Origin of the sequence: Clostridium sp. AM22-11AC (assembly GCF_003473545.1) — a bacterium.
Lineage (GTDB): Bacteria > Bacillota > Clostridia > Lachnospirales > Lachnospiraceae > Enterocloster.
Genome location: NZ_QUCM01000022.1, coordinates 23,528 through 37,744, shown reverse-complemented (window position 1 = coordinate 37,744; position 14,217 = coordinate 23,528). Strand labels below are relative to the sequence as shown.

The following is a 14,217-nucleotide window of genomic DNA, read 5'->3' as shown; positions in this document are numbered from 1 at the left end:
CAACCAAGCCGGTATGAGTAAGCAGGGCGACAGCCCGGATTACGAATGCTGGCGGCAGTTGTGGGAGTGCCAGCGGCACGTAACAACTGACTTACTTTCATATATAGTAAAATACACAGGAGAATATATATTATGGAAACAAAACTTGTCCTTTTAGGAACCGGAACCCCAAATGCCTGCCCCAATGCCAGCGGACCTGCTTCTGCTGTAGTTGTTGGTGACAGAGCCTACCTTGTAGATTTTGGCCCCGGCGTGGTACGTCAGGCTTCCAAAGCTTATTTTAACGGCATTGATGCCCTTCGCCCGGACCGCCTTACCGTGGCTTTTTCCACTCATCTGCATACAGACCACACTGCCGGATACCCGGACCTTATTTTTACTCCATGGGTATTAGAGCGGCCTGTTCCGTTAAAAGTTTTTGGCCCAAAGGGCTTAAAGCACATGACCGAACACATTTTAATGGCCTATGAAACTGATATTGATTTCCGTATCCATGGCTTTGAAAAGGCAAATGAACAGGGCTATCAGGTAGATGTAACAGAAATTGAAGAACCTGGTATTGTTTATAAAGATGACCGTGTCACTGTAGAGGCCTTTCCGGTAAGCCACGGAACCCTGATCAGCTACGGCTATAAATTTGTCACTGCTGATCGCACCATTGTGATCTCCGGAGATACTGCCCCGTTGAACATTGTTGCTGAAAAAGCCGCTGGCTGCGATATCCTTCTCCATGAAGTAGAATACAGTGCCGGTATCGCCTGCAGGGAACCAAAATGGCAGAAATACCACCAGGAGGTCCACACCTTAAGCACGGACCTGGCAAAAGTGGCCCAGAAAGCAAAGCCAAAACTTCTTGTCACTTATCACCGCATCTACCACATGAATATCCAGGATAACCACATCAATCTGGAAGCGGAAATGCGACGCAGGGATGATGCCATCTTAGATGAGATCCGTGCTGCCGGTTATGAGGGAATGACTGTGAATGGACGGGATCTGGAGGTATTTTAATGAAAAAGGCACTGTTTTACGGGATACTTGCTTCATTTTTCTTTGCTTTTACATTTTTACTAAACCGTAGTATGCATCTTGCAGGAGGATACTGGCTATGGTCTGCATGCCTGCGTTATCTTTTTACCTTTCCTATCCTTGCTGCGGTACTGGCAATTTCAGGAAAAAAGCAAAAGACAAGGCCTCTTTCACATACCTGGGCAGAAATAACAAAAGCTCCCGGAGAATGGTTTCTCTGGAGCAGTGTTGGTTTTGTACTGTTTTATGCGCCTTTAACTTTTGGCTCAACTTTCGGTGAATCATGGCTGGCAGCAGCAACCTGGCAGCTGACCATTGTTGCCGGTATTTTATTAACACCTTTATGGGGTAAACCAATACCGATCAGAAACCTCTCCTGGTCCTGCCTGATCCTGGCCGGTGTTTTTCTCCTTCAGGTTCCCAATATGCGGCAAATGAAACTGGAGACAATGGCATTAACACTGATTCCCATTCTCATTGCAGCTTTCTCCTATCCCCTGGGGAACCGGAAAGTCATGAGCCTGGTTTCCAGCGATATCTCTACCCTGGAACGGGTCTATGCCATGACTTTATGTAGCCTTCCTGTTTGGATTTTTCTTTCAATATGGGCTTTTATCACTCACGGACTGCCTGGAAGAGATCAACTGATCCAGTCCTTCTTTGTAGCGCTTTTCTCCGGAACCGCTGCTACTGTCCTGTTCTTTAAAGCCACTGACATGGTAAAACACAACCATAAGTGGCTGGCAGTGATCGAAGCTACTCAGTCCGGAGAAGTGATCTTCACACTCTTAGGCGGTATCCTGTTTTTAAAAGATCCTGTTCCTTCCGCAATCGGACTGGCTGGTATTGCCATTATCGTAGCAGGCATGACCGGAAACAGTTTATGCCAGTAAACAAAAAGCTGACTCTGCTAAAAAACAGGTCAGCTTTTTGCCATTTTTAATTACATTGTATCCATCTTTACTTTATTTATCAGTTTTTTGTATACATGCTCCACAAACCATGGTTCCGTGGACTTTCCCAGTGCTTCTTCCGGAGAAAACCAGGCTACTCCACTGTTCTCGTCTGCTTTTACGGAAACATTCTCTTTCGGATCTGCCTCCAACAGGTATGTTACATTTAAATGCAGATGGCTGGATACATATTTACCCTTTTTTACATGACCATCTACAGTAAGTGATTCCAGGGAAAAGATCTCTTCTGATACAGGATAAACCTTGGAAATACCTGCTTCTTCTTTCACTTCCCGGATGGCAACCGACAACAGATCTGTCTCCCCGTCTGCATGGCCTCCCAGCCAGGACCAGGAATGATAGATGTTATGATACACCATAAGGACTTTGCTCCTGTCTTTATTTACCACCCAGGCAGAAGCTGTTATATGAGCGATCTTATTTTCCCTTAGAAATGCATCTTTCTCATTTTTAATCCAGTTTAAGATCAGCGGTTTATCCATTTCTTCCTGTTCATTATAGGGCCTGTATTTTTCTATTGCATCTATTAACTGCTGTCTGGTCATTCCGTTCCTCTCCCTGTAACTTCTTATCCTTTTTTCTTTAACTGCACAGCGTACTGCTTATAGCTGCCCCGGCAGCCGCTTCTTCCTTATAAGCAGACAGTACCAATTTGTTTTGAAATAATTCTTCCAGCATTTCACAAAATACAGGATTTTTTCTCACTCCGTTGCCTGAACCGATGAGATTTTTGATCTGGATACCGGTTCCATTTTTGATCGTCCTGTACATCTGATATAATTCATCACCCATACCTTCCAGTATTCCATAGGTGAACGCTTCAGGAGTAAAATTGTCAGACGTTAAACCCCGGATGCTTCCGCTGCTTTTTGGATCTGTTCTTGTGCCGTCAAAGGTTGTCCTGATCTTAAGTTTTCTATCTTCAGAGATCCTGTTGCTCTGTTCTTTTCCTGTTTTTGCAAACTGTTCCATCACCGGATAAAGAGAGCTGTCTTCTCCTGTAACAGCCTTTACGACCCTTCTGAAAAACTGTTCCAGCAGTGCATAGGACTTTCCGCCGCATAAAGAAGACCCCACCAACAGGTATTTTCCATCCAGAAATGGCCTGGCTTCGATCCCCTTTTCTGCAAAATACTGATCGGAAAGGATCGAGATCTGGCCGCCTGTTCCCATATTGACCAGCAGGGTATTTTCTTCTTTTCCCGCTGCCCCGAGAAAACTGGCCTGATTATCTCCTATGGCAGTAGTTACCTGGCGATTTCTGTAAAGTCCCAGCTTTTCAATCCCTGTACATACTTCAGGAAGCCAGGTTTCCTTTACTCCCATTTTGCTTAATTTTTCTGTTTCAAATTTCATGTTCCGACCATCGAAAAATCCGAAGCCCGCTGCATTGCTTACATGTACCACTGGCTTTTTCCGGCCAGTAAGACACATTCCAAAATAATCCATAATGGTGCAAAAACCAACTGCCCTTTCCGGAACCAGCCCATGTTTTAAATTGCAAATGTGAGTAACCAGTCCATATCCAGATGCTGCCTCCAGATCACATTTTTCTTTGATCTCCTGGACCAGAGAACACTGCCCTTTTTCACAAAGACTTCCTCTGCCATCCTGCCATGTATACAAAGGACTGACACATGTACCCGTCTGATCTATGTATACGATCCCATGCATCTGTCCGGTAAGACCGATCCGCTCTGTCTGCGGGTATTTATCTAAAAGATCATCCAACAGTTTTTCAGCCTTTTTAACGATCGCCCCGGCATCCTGGATCTTTTCCCATTCATTGGCAGTTGGCATAAAGCCGCCATTTTCTATGGTTTTTGCTTCCAGTAATTTTACCGTTTTTTCGTTTTCATACTCTAAAACTGCACCGCTGATGGTCGTTGTCCCAATATCGATCCCTATTATCTGCATCTTCTGTTCCCCATCTGTTTCGTGGTCATAAAAATGTACGGAACACTATTTATTCTACCCAGAACACTCTATTTTCTTTTCTCGGCGCTGCTTTTGGAAGATCGCCATCTGCATAGCCAACTACACAGTGGCCGATGCCTTCCCATTCGCCTTCTACACCCAGGTCCTTTAACAACTGCTTATACTCCGGCAGTTCAAATTCTTCTTTCGCCCTGTGGATCCAGATGCTTCCAAGATCTAAGGCTTTCGCTTCCAGCATCATATTGCCCATTACAAGACTTCCGTCATACACATGGGTCGGACAGTTTTTGTCAACCAGCACAACAAGGACTGCCGGTGCACCATAAAAAGGATCAAATCCTTTCTCCCAGCCTCCGATCCTGCGGTTCATCTCTGACAGTTTATCCCTAAGTTCCTTATTGGTAACAGCAACAATGATCGCTGCCTGCTTTCCCATACCGCTTGCTGCATACAGACCAGCCTCTATGATCTGGTTTAAATCCTCTTTAGATGGCATATCTGGTTTAAACTTGCGGATGCTGCGGCGTTCTTTCATAACATTCATAATCTCGTTCATAACAATTCCTCCATCATTTCTGATATACTTTCTGTTTTATATAATATTATCTCACAAGACTTTATTTTTTCAATTTATTTATTTGATAAATCATCGATTTTTTCTTTTAATGACTGTATCTCTTCCAAAATAAGCACCGTACATCCCACTACAAGCCCTGCTAAAAGGATAAGACCTCCGTAAATGGGATATAAAAAGGACTCAGCTACACCTCCGCCGACTACATTGGAAAGTAAGTTCCAAAATCCTGCGCCTGGGAAAATCATTAAGGCAAACATTGCAACTATTGCTATTATAACTTTACTCATTGTATATTTCCCTCCTTAAAAGCATCTACTGCCTCTTTTATTCCATCTAAATCCGTTCCACCGCCATAATCCAGCACCACTAACCGCCTTTTATCTTTTAATATCACTTCATCCACTGCCGGTTCTGCCTCATATGCATCCTCTTGAGGATCGTTTCCTTCTTGACCACCGGATCTTATCCCGTCTTTGCGGACCATATACCGGTACCAGGACACTTCCATATCCTCTGGAAGCGCTCCGATCTCCGCCGGAATCTCCTGCCTGGTACAATCCCACAGTTTTGTCATATCCTTGGGATAACATTTGCTGGTTTTGTTGATGATCCAGGGAATAGGACTTGTATACACGGTAACGCCTATAGGTCTGTCAATGCTTTTTCCACTGGGATCACCTTCTTCATAACTTGCCAATATCGTCTGTTTTCTCCCGGTGTCCGGTTCCTCTTCGCTAAAAAAATGCGTTGCAGCCCCATTGCACAATGGAATAAGGATCATACAGGCAACCCCAACTCCAACCAGATAGGTCATCCAGTCATCTCTATTACTTCCACTTCCATTTTCCCTTACCCATTTTCTTACGAAAAGGGCGATCAGTACAATGAGGGTGGAGGAAAGTATAAAGCTGATCAGAGCCTCCATGGAAGAAAGAAATGCCAGCGCTATAACTCCCAGTATCAGGATCCCATCTCCCATAAAAGTATACTTTTTACATTTCAGGGTCCGTTTAAGATCCTGTTCCGTAAGAGGCTCTCCCTTCTTTATGGCCGCCATATTTCCATGACTCCAGCGAAACAGCCGTATATACGTCGCTGCCCAGGAAATGATCATACCTGTCAGCAGCAGAGTCAAAAGAAGCTGCATGGGATCTGCAAACAGTTTCCCTGGATTTTGCAGATACTGATACACAGCCCATATTTCTAATACAACCAAGATAGGATAGAAAAATTTCACCGACCAGTTCCAGGAAAGGGCTTTCTGGATCTGAAACTGTCTCTCTTTCTCCATATCGCCCCTTCGTTTTGCTGCATCATCTGTTGTATAAAATATCTGCCAGTAGATGCTGTTGCACTGAAAAATCCAGCCTGCTTCCTCGCACTGCTCCCGCAACTGCTCTGCTTTCCAGTCATCTGCGCCTATAAGGGAAGAGCTTTCCGGTACCAGAAGGGCGGCATATCTTCGTTTTTCCGGCTGTGCCCTGTAAAATCTCATCACAGCGCCACCAACGCTTTCTAAAAACCAGCCCTGGAGTGCCATTTTCTCCAGATATTGCTCAAATGCATCTGCCTCACACAAATTAAAAGTAAACCAGACCCGTTTCTTTTCCTTCATGTCCCCATCCCCTTTCCGCAAAACAGTCCTGTTTTCTCAATGTTCTATCTATGATCATTATAGATAACGATCCTGTTTTCTGACAAGAAAGAGGAACTTACTATTTTCTTACATATTACATGTGTATCTTAAATCCATTGATCTCCTCGATCAGCTTACTTACGGCTGTGGAATAGGGGATATTTCTTCTCCAGGCGATCACAGTGCTGGTTTTGATCTCAGGATACAGTTTTTTCTGGACCAGAAGGTCTGATCTCCAGTATCTTCCTGCTCCTTCCACAGAAACAGGATATCCAAGCCCATACAATGCCATTACCCCGGCATTGGTCCCAAGATTACTTGTAAATGCAATATTTAACCGGTTAAAATCCTTTCCAAACCAATTGGCAAGCTCACTTTGGACTGTCAGCCGTTCCGGAAGGATCAAAGGCAGATCTATCAGATCCTCTTTTGTAATATATTCTTTCTCTGCAAGGGGATCATCCGGCTTTATTCCTACGATCCAATGATCACTTCCCTGGATCCGGATGTAATCCAGACCTTCTGTATTCACAGGTTCTAAAAACAGGCCGATATCCACCAGTCCACGGTTCATCATTTCAAAAACAGTATCTGCGGTACCTGTATGCACGGCAAAACGGACCATAGGATACTTTTCTTTATAGATTTTACATATCCGGGCAAAGATCTCCACAGCCATAAATTCCCCACAGCCTACGGTGATCGTCCCTTCTACGATCCCGTCACTGCCTTTAAATTCACTGGCGATCTTATCTTCCAGATCCACCATTTCCAGAGCACGGCGTTTAAGAAGGATCCCCTCATTAGTAAGGGTGATCCCATGTCCGCCCCGGTCAAAAAGAGTCACTCCCAGTTCTGCCTCCAAAGCAGCCAGCTGCCTGGAAAGTGTAGGCTGGGTAATATGCAGCTGTTTGGCAGCTTTGGTAAAACTTTGTTCCTTTGCCACTGTCAGGAAATAACGCAATACTCTTAAATCCATATAAACTCCTCTTTTTATTTCTTTTGCCTTCGCCCATTTTTTAATACCTACAATTATATCATTGAATGTTTTCATAAACAATGTTACTCTTGATCAGGCGGATTTTAATACAGGAGGTTTTTATGCAAAACAAAAGACAAGTTATAACAAAGGCATTCAAATGTGCATTTCCTCATACAATACCGATTTTTGCCGGCTTTTGCTTTCTTGGGATGACATATGGTATTTACATGAATGTATCCGGCTTCCGTTTTTGGTATCCCATGTTAATGAGCCTGACTATTTTCGGCGGCAGTCTGGAATTTTTAGCAGTCAGTATGCTGCTTGCGCCATTTGCCCCGGTACAGGCATTTATCATGGCATTGATGATCCAGGCACGCCATCTGTTTTACGGAATTGCCATGCTGGACAAGTTTAAAGGAATGGGCTGGAAAAAACCTTACCTGATTTTTGGAATGTGTGATGAAACATTCAGTATCAACTATACAGCGGACATACCTGCTGATGTTGACCGCAGCTGGTTTTATTTCTTTACCACACTTCTCAACCATTTTTACTGGTTCAGCGGAGCGACCATCGGCGGGCTTGTAGGCAGTTTGCTAAAATTTAACACCGATGGGCTGGATTTTGTCATGACAGCAATGTTTACAGTTATCTTCCTGGAACAATGGCTGAAAGAAAAACACCACATCAGCGAGTGGATCGGCCTTGGGGCAAGTATCGGCTGCCTGCTGCTCTTCGGCGCAGATAATTTTCTGATCCCTACCATGATCTGTATTTTAGTTGCCTTAACAATTCTTAGAAAAACCCTGGACCAGAGAAAAGAGGTGGATGCAGCATGACTTTATCACAACAGATCATTACCATTGCTATGTGCGTTCTTGGAACTATGCTGACACGTTTTCTGCCATTCGCAGTCTTCAGTTCCAAACGTCCTACGCCGCCATACATTCAATATTTAGGAAAAGTACTGCCTGGCGCGATCTTTTCCATGCTGGTGGTCTACTGCCTGCGACATGTTTCCTTACTGCAGGGCAGTCATGGGTTACCGGAGCTGATCACAATTCTTCTGACAGTTGGACTTCACATTTGGAAAAGACAAATGTTGTTGTCTATTGCAGGCGGTACGGTTTGCTATATGCTTCTTATCCAGTTTATCTTTTAAGAAAAACGCGCATATGAAATGCCTTAATTATTTCAGAAATAACCAAGGCCGGAGATCCACAGCGGATTTCCGGCCTTACTTTTTGTTTCTTTTATCGTTTATTTCAGTTTACCATATTCTTCATCAGAAACAGGCTCGCACCACTCATTAGAGCCCTCAACACCTGGTACTTCAACAGCCAGATGGCTGAACCAGCTGTCCGGTGCTGCGCCATGCCAGTGCTTTACTTCTGCAGGAATATTGATGCAGTCGCCTGGTTTCATTTCAACGGCTTCTTTTCCCTCTTCCTGATAATATCCACGTCCTGCGACACAGACTAAGATCTGGCCGCCACCGCTCTTTGCGTGATGGATATGCCAGTTGTTGCGGCAGCCTGGCTCAAAAGTTACATTAAAAATACCAACCTGGCTGGTAGATACAGGTTCCAGGAAACTCTTTCCGGAGAAATACTGGGCAAAACCGTCATTTGGCGCACCGATGGGGAATACCATTTCTTTTGCGTGGGCTCTCATTGCCTCATCTTCGTATGGAAGGTCGCCTTCATCATCTGCCCATACTTCCTTTGCCAGATTAAATACAGCCCAGCCCTTTGGCCAGCCTGCATAAAAAGCAACATGGGTGATAACGGCTGCGATCTCTTTCTGGGTTACGCCATGAGCCTTTGCATTCTGTAAATGGAATTTTAAAGAAGAGTCTGTGATACCGGATGCCATTAAAGCTACTACGGTTATGATACTTCTTGTTTTCAGATCAATGTCCTGATTATTCCAGTTTTCTCCGAAAAGGACATCATCATTATAATGTGCAAAATCAGGAGCAAAGGTTCCTAATGCATTTCTTCCTGCTGTCTGAACTACTTTTTTCATCTTTCTGTCTCTCCTTATCTGTATGATAAACTTTTAATTATAAGGACTTTACCCACTTTTCAATTTCCTGCTTGTTGGCTCTGTTTAAAAGCTTTCCTTCTACGATCTCAGCTCCCGGTGCAGATGGCTTTAATTCCTTTACTGTATTGCCAAAGCCGCTTCCGCCGGATGTTGCAAAGAGCACGATCTTTTTACCGGAAAAATCATATTTCTCCAGGAATGTATTTACAATGGTAGGTGCCACATACCACCAGATCGGAAATCCCAGGATAATAGTATCATATTCTTCAATATGAGCATCTGTATCTGTGATCTGTGGACGGATCTTCTTATCGCTCATCTCCACGCTGCTTCTGGATTTCTTATTCATCCAGTTCAAATCGTCATTTGTATATAATTCCTTTGGTGTGATCTCATACAGCGCACAATCTCCTGCTTCTGCGATCATCTCTGCTACTTTTCTGGTTGTTCCGCTTGCACTGAAATATGCTACTAATGTTTTTTTCATGGCTAAAACCTCCTACTGTTATGCTTAACAGTGAAAAATAATAAAATGAAAAATGTGCAGGACCTTTCACTTCTATCCTGCACATTTATTATATAACTCTTTTTTTTATTATGTCTAATACTTATATTACATGGTTTTTTATGCTTAAAAAGCATTATCCTGTAACAAACTCATCTATCCCTCAAACACAGGATATTTTTTCTTATCAGCATCTGTTATTTTGCGGATCACCTTACAGGGGTTGCCTGCTGCGATCACACCATCCGGAATGTCCTTATTCACAACGCTTCCTGCGCCAATGATCGTATTACTTCCAATGGTTACTCCCGGTAGCACCGATACATTGGTTCCGATCCAGACATTATCTCCTACTGTGATTGGCAGTGCAATTTCCAGTCCCCTACTTCTCTGTTCACTGTCAATAGCATGTCCGGCTGTAGAAAATACGCAGTTGGGCGCAATAAATACATTATCCCCAAAAGTAACTTTTGCACAGTCAAGTATGGTAACATTATGGTTCGTATAAAAATTTTTTCCTATAGAAACATTAAAACCGTAATCACAGTAAAAGGGAGCTGTGATCACCGGATCTGCTCCCATTCTTCCAAGGATCTGTCCCAGTAATTTCTGCTGTTTTTCAGTATCTGATGGCCTGCAGTTATTAAACTCATAGCACAGATCCGCACAGCGTGTTCTTGCTTCTATGATCTCCTTATCGTAATTTGCATCATACAGATAGCCATTTTGCGCCTTTTCCCACTCAGTCATTGCTCTGTCTCCTATACCCTTTCATCATTTCTCTTCATATACAAAAGGGGATAGGGATTTCCTTCCTCATCCATATCTGTCCTTTTGTATGTTTCAAAGCCCATATGCTCATAAAAGCCAACTGCCTGAGGATTTTGCTCATTTACAGTCAGTTCCTCTATCCCGTAATTCTGGATCCCGTATAAAAGCAATTGTTTTCCAAGGCCTTTTCCTCTTTCTTTTTGGGAAAGGAACAACATTTCCAGGCGGTGGTCTTCTATCCCCATAAATGCAGCTGGCTCACCTGAACCATTGACCGCAATAACCAGGCTCTGTACACCGGCTAATGCCTGTGGGACATACTCTTTTATCTTCTCAATTTCTTTTTCAGAAAGAAATTGATGAGTTGCCCTCACCGACTCTTCCCACACCTTTAAAAGCTGTTCCATCAACAATTCTGTGCGCTCTTTTACTTCATATATTTTCATATTTACCATACATTTCAAAATGTACCTTATGTTCTGGAACTTCAGATAACTTACGGCCTTCCGGATGCACTGCCGGTACACCGATCGATAAGACCGCCTCCAGACAATATTCCTTTGGATAACCTAAAATATCTCTTAGATATTCTTCCGTTGTTCTTCCATCAGGTGCCTGTCTTAAACGTCCCTGGATCCAGCAGCTTCCAAGCCCCAGGTCGTGGGCCATGTTGTGCATGTTGGACATAACAATGGAACAATCCTCTGTCCATACGTCTGTCTTTTCCGGATCTGCGATCACAACGATCGCAACAGACGCGCCTGCCAGCATTTTTGCAGAACCCACGCGGCACTCAGACATTTTTTCAAGTGTTTCTTTCTTCTGTACTACGATCAGTTCCCATGGACGGATATTTCGTCCGGATGGAGAAAGCAGACCTGCCTCAACGATGGCCTCCAGTGCCTCCTTAGAAACTGCTTCCTCTTTATACTGTCTGATACTCCGTCTATGCTTTAAAAGATCTAAAAAACTCATTAATGCAACCTCCTGTAAACAATTTATCTGTTATTCTTCCTCAGGATACGTAAAATGCCAGGACTTTCTAAACTCCGTCATCAGATCCATTACATCCTTTGTATAGTCCAGATGCATACAGGAAACATCCCCGGCAATCGCCTTTTCCATATCAGAAAGCTCATAAGCCAGTGCATCCTCATGAACTCCGGCCTTTATCACCTGCACCTCTCCGCTTTCTGCGTCCACGATCTTCGCCTCCCAGGCCCTTGGATATTCCATGACTTCAATATAGCCCTTTTCGCAGGATACCATGCCTCTCTTTGGCTGCTTGGAGTGCAGGGACAGCATCACGGTAGCCATCTGTCCTTCCTTATTGGTAAGAAGCAGCCCCGCCTGCTCATCTACCCCTGTAGGCGCCGCCTTCATCTGGGACAATAACTGATCCGGCTTGGAGTCCATAAACCACCGGATAAAAGAAAGAGCATACACGCCGATATCCAGCATGGTACCCCCAGCCAGGTTCCGGTTAAAGAAACGGTTTTCCATGTTATATTCTTTAAAACTTCCAAAATTCATGGTGATCAGATTTACTTTTCCCAGCTTTCCGGACTCCAAAATCTTCTTCAATTCTTTATAGACCGGCATATGGAAAATGGTCATGGCTTCGGCAACAATAACCCCCTTTTCCTTCGCCAGCTCCAAAGCTTCATCCAGTTCCTTACTGTTCAAAGTAATAGATTTCTCCACCAGGATATGTTTTCCGTTCTCAATGGCCTTTTTCATAAACTGGATATGGGTATTATGAGGCGTTGTAATATAGATCACATCCACCTCCGGATCTGTGAACATTTCATTAAAATCCGTATACACCTTTTTGATCCCGTATTTTTCTCCAAACTTTACAGCCTTTTCGTAGGTTCTGTTTCCTACTGCGTAAAGCTTTTTTCCATTTTTTTCCAGTGCCGTTGCCATTTCATTGGCGATCACACCTGTTCCCAGTACAGCCCAGTGAATTTCTCTCATCCTGCGCTCTCCTTTCCTGCGAAAATATTTTGCCAGTCTTCCTTATCGGATCTCTCCTTTTCTGGCTCTCCTGTTCAGTATAACCATAAATCCAAGGCAAAGCAATAGCTGCACAACAGATGACATAGGCGTTGCCAATCCGATTTTAAATAAAGAAGTATCCGGTCGGATGCTCATGAGATAAGATACAGGCACACGAACTCCAAAAGCCCCGGCAATTCCCTGTAACATAACAAATTTGGTCTGTCCGATCCCATTATAAAGGGCCTTCTTTGCCCGGTCCATCCTTCCTGCGCCATAATTCTGGGCCACAAAAGCAGACATAGACTGCATAAAAGCAGATGAAATAAGCATGATAAAAGCACAAACTTTCTCAGCCACTCCCACACCTGCAGAAGCGGTCACTCCCATGGAATTTACGATCGCCAGGATAATAAGAAACGAAATACTTACCAGAAGATCCTGTAATGCGATCGGCGCTCCAAGGCCCGCCATTTTCTTAAGCAAATCCTTATGGATCCGCACATTTTCCTTCTTAAATACAAATGGCAGCTGTTTCTTTCTGATAAACCCAAAAGATACCACCACACTGACCACCTGGGCAAAAACAGTAGCACAGGCCGCTCCTGTAGTTCCCATATGAAAACCGGCACACAGCACCAGATCTCCTGCAATATTACAAACACAGGCGATCGCAACTGTAAAAAGCGGCATTTTGGAGTCCCCGATTCCCCTGAAAATACAACCGATCAGGTTATAAGCAACAATAACGATCATACCGCAGCCGCATATCCTTACATAAGCAGCCGTCTTGTCAAAAGCCTCCTTTGGAGCATGCATAATACTGCTGATCTGAGGTGCAAAACACACCAGAAGGACAGTCATGACCAATGCAATACCAGCAAACATCACCATGGCCGTTCCCACTGCCTTTCCCCCTTCTTCCTTCTTTCCGCAGCCGATCAGCTGTCCTAAAAGCACCGTGGTTCCCATAGCAAAACAGCTGATCAGATTGGTCAAAGTCATCATGATCTGAGAACCTGTAGACACCGCCGATACATCCGCAGAAGACGCAAACTTACCCACAACCAGGAGATCCACAGCGCCGTACATAGCCTGCAAAAACAGCGCAAACAACACTGGCATGGCAAACAAAATAAGAGGCTGTAAGATCTTCCCTTCTGTAAATGTCGTATTTCTCTCCATTGTACATTTTCTCCTTTTTCACATTAAAAAAGCCGGATAAGAAGCAGGCATCTCAGCCCGCCATCTTATCCAGCTATTGTTTCTAAAGAACAACTTGCCCTCCGATGAACGTTCCACAGTATACTATAAAAATTTTCAAACATCAACTGCCAGATCCACATCTTTGGCTCAAATCATTTCTATTAATCTCTGTCATTCAGATAACCTGGTTCATTATAAATAAGAGCCATAAACTCTACATCAGAGTCTGAATTATTCTCAATGCTGTGATACTGTCCCACTTCAATAATACAGCAGTCACCAGGGCCAACCTTGGTCACAGACTTGTCATTATCAATAAAATCTGCCTCGCCCTTTAAAATATAATATGGCTCAGTATCATGTACATGCTGATGCCAGCCTACACTTGCACCTGGAGGAAGAACTACCTTAGCATACAGTCTGCCGTGTCCTAACAGCTCCTCCTTAGATACAATATGATGAACATACGCTGTTCCCTTACCTCCGCCTAAATGTTCCACTTCCAGAACGTTGTCTTTACGAATCATGGTCATGCCCTCCTGTTGAATA

Annotated in this window: 18 protein-coding genes; 4 read left to right on the top strand and 14 right to left on the bottom strand. The window is 43.9% G+C overall.

What is annotated here, in order from left to right; genetic code table 11:
- Positions 1-132: 132 nt before the first annotated feature.
- Positions 133-1,011, top strand: coding sequence for an MBL fold metallo-hydrolase (locus DW251_RS14880; RefSeq protein WP_118301606.1), 879 nt, complete (start codon positions 133-135; stop codon positions 1,009-1,011).
- Positions 1,011-1,922, top strand: coding sequence for a multidrug resistance efflux transporter family protein (locus tag DW251_RS14875; protein ID WP_021871478.1), 912 nt, complete (start codon positions 1,011-1,013; stop codon positions 1,920-1,922). Before DW251_RS14880 ends, DW251_RS14875 begins: the two co-directional genes overlap by 1 nt.
- A 50-nt stretch (positions 1,923-1,972) precedes the next feature.
- Here the strand turns inward: DW251_RS14875 and DW251_RS14870 are convergent, their stop codons facing one another.
- The 6 genes from DW251_RS14870 to DW251_RS14845 all read right to left on the bottom strand — a co-directional run bounded on the left by DW251_RS14870 (position 1,973) and on the right by DW251_RS14845 (position 7,133).
- On the bottom strand, positions 1,973-2,548 hold the full coding sequence (locus DW251_RS14870) for an NUDIX hydrolase (RefSeq protein WP_021871477.1): 576 nt from the start codon (positions 2,546-2,548) through the stop codon (positions 1,973-1,975).
- A 37-nt stretch (positions 2,549-2,585) separates the two neighbouring features.
- Positions 2,586-3,920 carry an FGGY family carbohydrate kinase gene (locus DW251_RS14865; RefSeq protein ID WP_118301605.1) on the bottom strand — a complete coding sequence of 445 codons (1,335 nt, stop codon included), beginning with the start codon at positions 3,918-3,920 and terminating at the stop codon, positions 2,586-2,588.
- 49 nt (positions 3,921-3,969) lie between these two features.
- Entirely contained in the window at positions 3,970-4,497 is a 528-nt protein-coding gene (locus tag DW251_RS14860; protein WP_118301604.1) for a nitroreductase, read from the bottom strand.
- Between the two features lie 74 nt (positions 4,498-4,571).
- Positions 4,572-4,805 carry a hypothetical protein gene (locus DW251_RS14855; protein ID WP_021871474.1) on the bottom strand — a complete coding sequence of 78 codons (234 nt, stop codon included), beginning with the start codon at positions 4,803-4,805 and terminating at the stop codon, positions 4,572-4,574.
- Entirely contained in the window at positions 4,802-6,133 is a 1,332-nt protein-coding gene (locus DW251_RS14850; protein ID WP_118301603.1) for a DUF2812 domain-containing protein, read from the bottom strand. Before DW251_RS14850 ends, DW251_RS14855 begins: the two co-directional genes overlap by 4 nt.
- 115 nt (positions 6,134-6,248) lie before the next feature.
- Positions 6,249-7,133 carry a LysR family transcriptional regulator gene (locus tag DW251_RS14845; protein WP_021871472.1) on the bottom strand — a complete coding sequence of 295 codons (885 nt, stop codon included), beginning with the start codon at positions 7,131-7,133 and terminating at the stop codon, positions 6,249-6,251.
- A 122-nt stretch (positions 7,134-7,255) separates the two neighbouring features.
- Between DW251_RS14845 and DW251_RS14840 the strand changes: the two genes are divergently transcribed.
- Positions 7,256-7,975, top strand: a complete 720-nt coding sequence (locus DW251_RS14840) for an AzlC family ABC transporter permease (protein ID WP_021871471.1) — start codon at positions 7,256-7,258, stop codon at positions 7,973-7,975.
- On the top strand, positions 7,972-8,298 hold the full coding sequence (locus DW251_RS14835; RefSeq protein WP_021871470.1) for a branched-chain amino acid transporter permease: 327 nt from the start codon (positions 7,972-7,974) through the stop codon (positions 8,296-8,298). Before DW251_RS14840 ends, DW251_RS14835 begins: the two co-directional genes overlap by 4 nt.
- A 98-nt stretch (positions 8,299-8,396) precedes the next feature.
- Here the strand turns inward: DW251_RS14835 and DW251_RS14830 are convergent, their stop codons facing one another.
- The 8 genes from DW251_RS14830 to DW251_RS14795 all read right to left on the bottom strand — a co-directional run bounded on the left by DW251_RS14830 (position 8,397) and on the right by DW251_RS14795 (position 14,195).
- On the bottom strand, positions 8,397-9,164 hold the full coding sequence (locus DW251_RS14830; protein WP_021871469.1) for a carboxymuconolactone decarboxylase family protein: 768 nt from the start codon (positions 9,162-9,164) through the stop codon (positions 8,397-8,399).
- A 37-nt stretch (positions 9,165-9,201) separates the two neighbouring features.
- A complete protein-coding gene (locus tag DW251_RS14825) occupies positions 9,202-9,672 on the bottom strand; it encodes a flavodoxin (RefSeq protein WP_021871468.1) in 471 nt (156 codons plus the stop codon).
- Positions 9,673-9,846: 174 nt separating this feature from the next.
- Positions 9,847-10,440, bottom strand: coding sequence for a sugar O-acetyltransferase (locus DW251_RS14820; RefSeq protein WP_021871467.1), 594 nt, complete (start codon positions 10,438-10,440; stop codon positions 9,847-9,849).
- 11 nt (positions 10,441-10,451) lie between these two features.
- Positions 10,452-10,907, bottom strand: a complete 456-nt coding sequence (locus DW251_RS14815) for a GNAT family N-acetyltransferase (protein WP_118301617.1) — start codon at positions 10,905-10,907, stop codon at positions 10,452-10,454.
- Complete coding sequence (locus tag DW251_RS14810; RefSeq protein WP_118301602.1) at positions 10,894-11,436, bottom strand: nitroreductase family protein; 543 nt, start codon at positions 11,434-11,436, stop codon at positions 10,894-10,896. The genes DW251_RS14815 and DW251_RS14810 overlap by 14 nt, the downstream gene beginning before the upstream one ends.
- Positions 11,437-11,466: 30 nt before the next feature.
- Positions 11,467-12,441, bottom strand: coding sequence for a Gfo/Idh/MocA family oxidoreductase (locus DW251_RS14805; RefSeq protein ID WP_118301601.1), 975 nt, complete (start codon positions 12,439-12,441; stop codon positions 11,467-11,469).
- A 42-nt stretch (positions 12,442-12,483) separates the two neighbouring features.
- Positions 12,484-13,647 (bottom strand): MATE family efflux transporter, encoded by a 1,164-nt coding sequence (locus DW251_RS14800; RefSeq protein WP_021871463.1) that lies wholly within the window; start codon positions 13,645-13,647, stop codon positions 12,484-12,486.
- 182 nt (positions 13,648-13,829) lie between these two features.
- Positions 13,830-14,195, bottom strand: coding sequence for a cupin domain-containing protein (locus DW251_RS14795; protein WP_021871462.1), 366 nt, complete (start codon positions 14,193-14,195; stop codon positions 13,830-13,832).
- Positions 14,196-14,217: the final 22 nt, after the last annotated feature.

What these genes read in the sequence shown, in the direction of transcription:
- DW251_RS14880 (WP_118301606.1), top strand. Translation starts at nt 133, where the DNA reads ATGGAAACAAAACTTGTCCTTTTAGGAACCGGAACCCCAAATGCCTGC.
- DW251_RS14875 (WP_021871478.1), top strand. Translation starts at nt 1,011, where the DNA reads ATGAAAAAGGCACTGTTTTACGGGATACTTGCTTCATTTTTCTTTGCT.
- DW251_RS14870 (WP_021871477.1), bottom strand. Translation starts at nt 2,548, where the DNA reads ATGACCAGACAGCAGTTAATAGATGCAATAGAAAAATACAGGCCCTAT.
- DW251_RS14865 (WP_118301605.1), bottom strand. Translation starts at nt 3,920, where the DNA reads ATGCAGATAATAGGGATCGATATTGGGACAACGACCATCAGCGGTGCA.
- DW251_RS14860 (WP_118301604.1), bottom strand. Translation starts at nt 4,497, where the DNA reads ATGAACGAGATTATGAATGTTATGAAAGAACGCCGCAGCATCCGCAAG.
- DW251_RS14855 (WP_021871474.1), bottom strand. Translation starts at nt 4,805, where the DNA reads ATGAGTAAAGTTATAATAGCAATAGTTGCAATGTTTGCCTTAATGATT.
- DW251_RS14850 (WP_118301603.1), bottom strand. Translation starts at nt 6,133, where the DNA reads ATGAAGGAAAAGAAACGGGTCTGGTTTACTTTTAATTTGTGTGAGGCA.
- DW251_RS14845 (WP_021871472.1), bottom strand. Translation starts at nt 7,133, where the DNA reads ATGGATTTAAGAGTATTGCGTTATTTCCTGACAGTGGCAAAGGAACAA.
- DW251_RS14840 (WP_021871471.1), top strand. Translation starts at nt 7,256, where the DNA reads ATGCAAAACAAAAGACAAGTTATAACAAAGGCATTCAAATGTGCATTT.
- DW251_RS14835 (WP_021871470.1), top strand. Translation starts at nt 7,972, where the DNA reads ATGACTTTATCACAACAGATCATTACCATTGCTATGTGCGTTCTTGGA.
- DW251_RS14830 (WP_021871469.1), bottom strand. Translation starts at nt 9,164, where the DNA reads ATGAAAAAAGTAGTTCAGACAGCAGGAAGAAATGCATTAGGAACCTTT.
- DW251_RS14825 (WP_021871468.1), bottom strand. Translation starts at nt 9,672, where the DNA reads ATGAAAAAAACATTAGTAGCATATTTCAGTGCAAGCGGAACAACCAGA.
- DW251_RS14820 (WP_021871467.1), bottom strand. Translation starts at nt 10,440, where the DNA reads ATGACTGAGTGGGAAAAGGCGCAAAATGGCTATCTGTATGATGCAAAT.
- DW251_RS14815 (WP_118301617.1), bottom strand. Translation starts at nt 10,907, where the DNA reads ATGAAAATATATGAAGTAAAAGAGCGCACAGAATTGTTGATGGAACAG.
- DW251_RS14810 (WP_118301602.1), bottom strand. Translation starts at nt 11,436, where the DNA reads ATGAGTTTTTTAGATCTTTTAAAGCATAGACGGAGTATCAGACAGTAT.
- DW251_RS14805 (WP_118301601.1), bottom strand. Translation starts at nt 12,441, where the DNA reads ATGAGAGAAATTCACTGGGCTGTACTGGGAACAGGTGTGATCGCCAAT.
- DW251_RS14800 (WP_021871463.1), bottom strand. Translation starts at nt 13,647, where the DNA reads ATGGAGAGAAATACGACATTTACAGAAGGGAAGATCTTACAGCCTCTT.
- DW251_RS14795 (WP_021871462.1), bottom strand. Translation starts at nt 14,195, where the DNA reads ATGATTCGTAAAGACAACGTTCTGGAAGTGGAACATTTAGGCGGAGGT.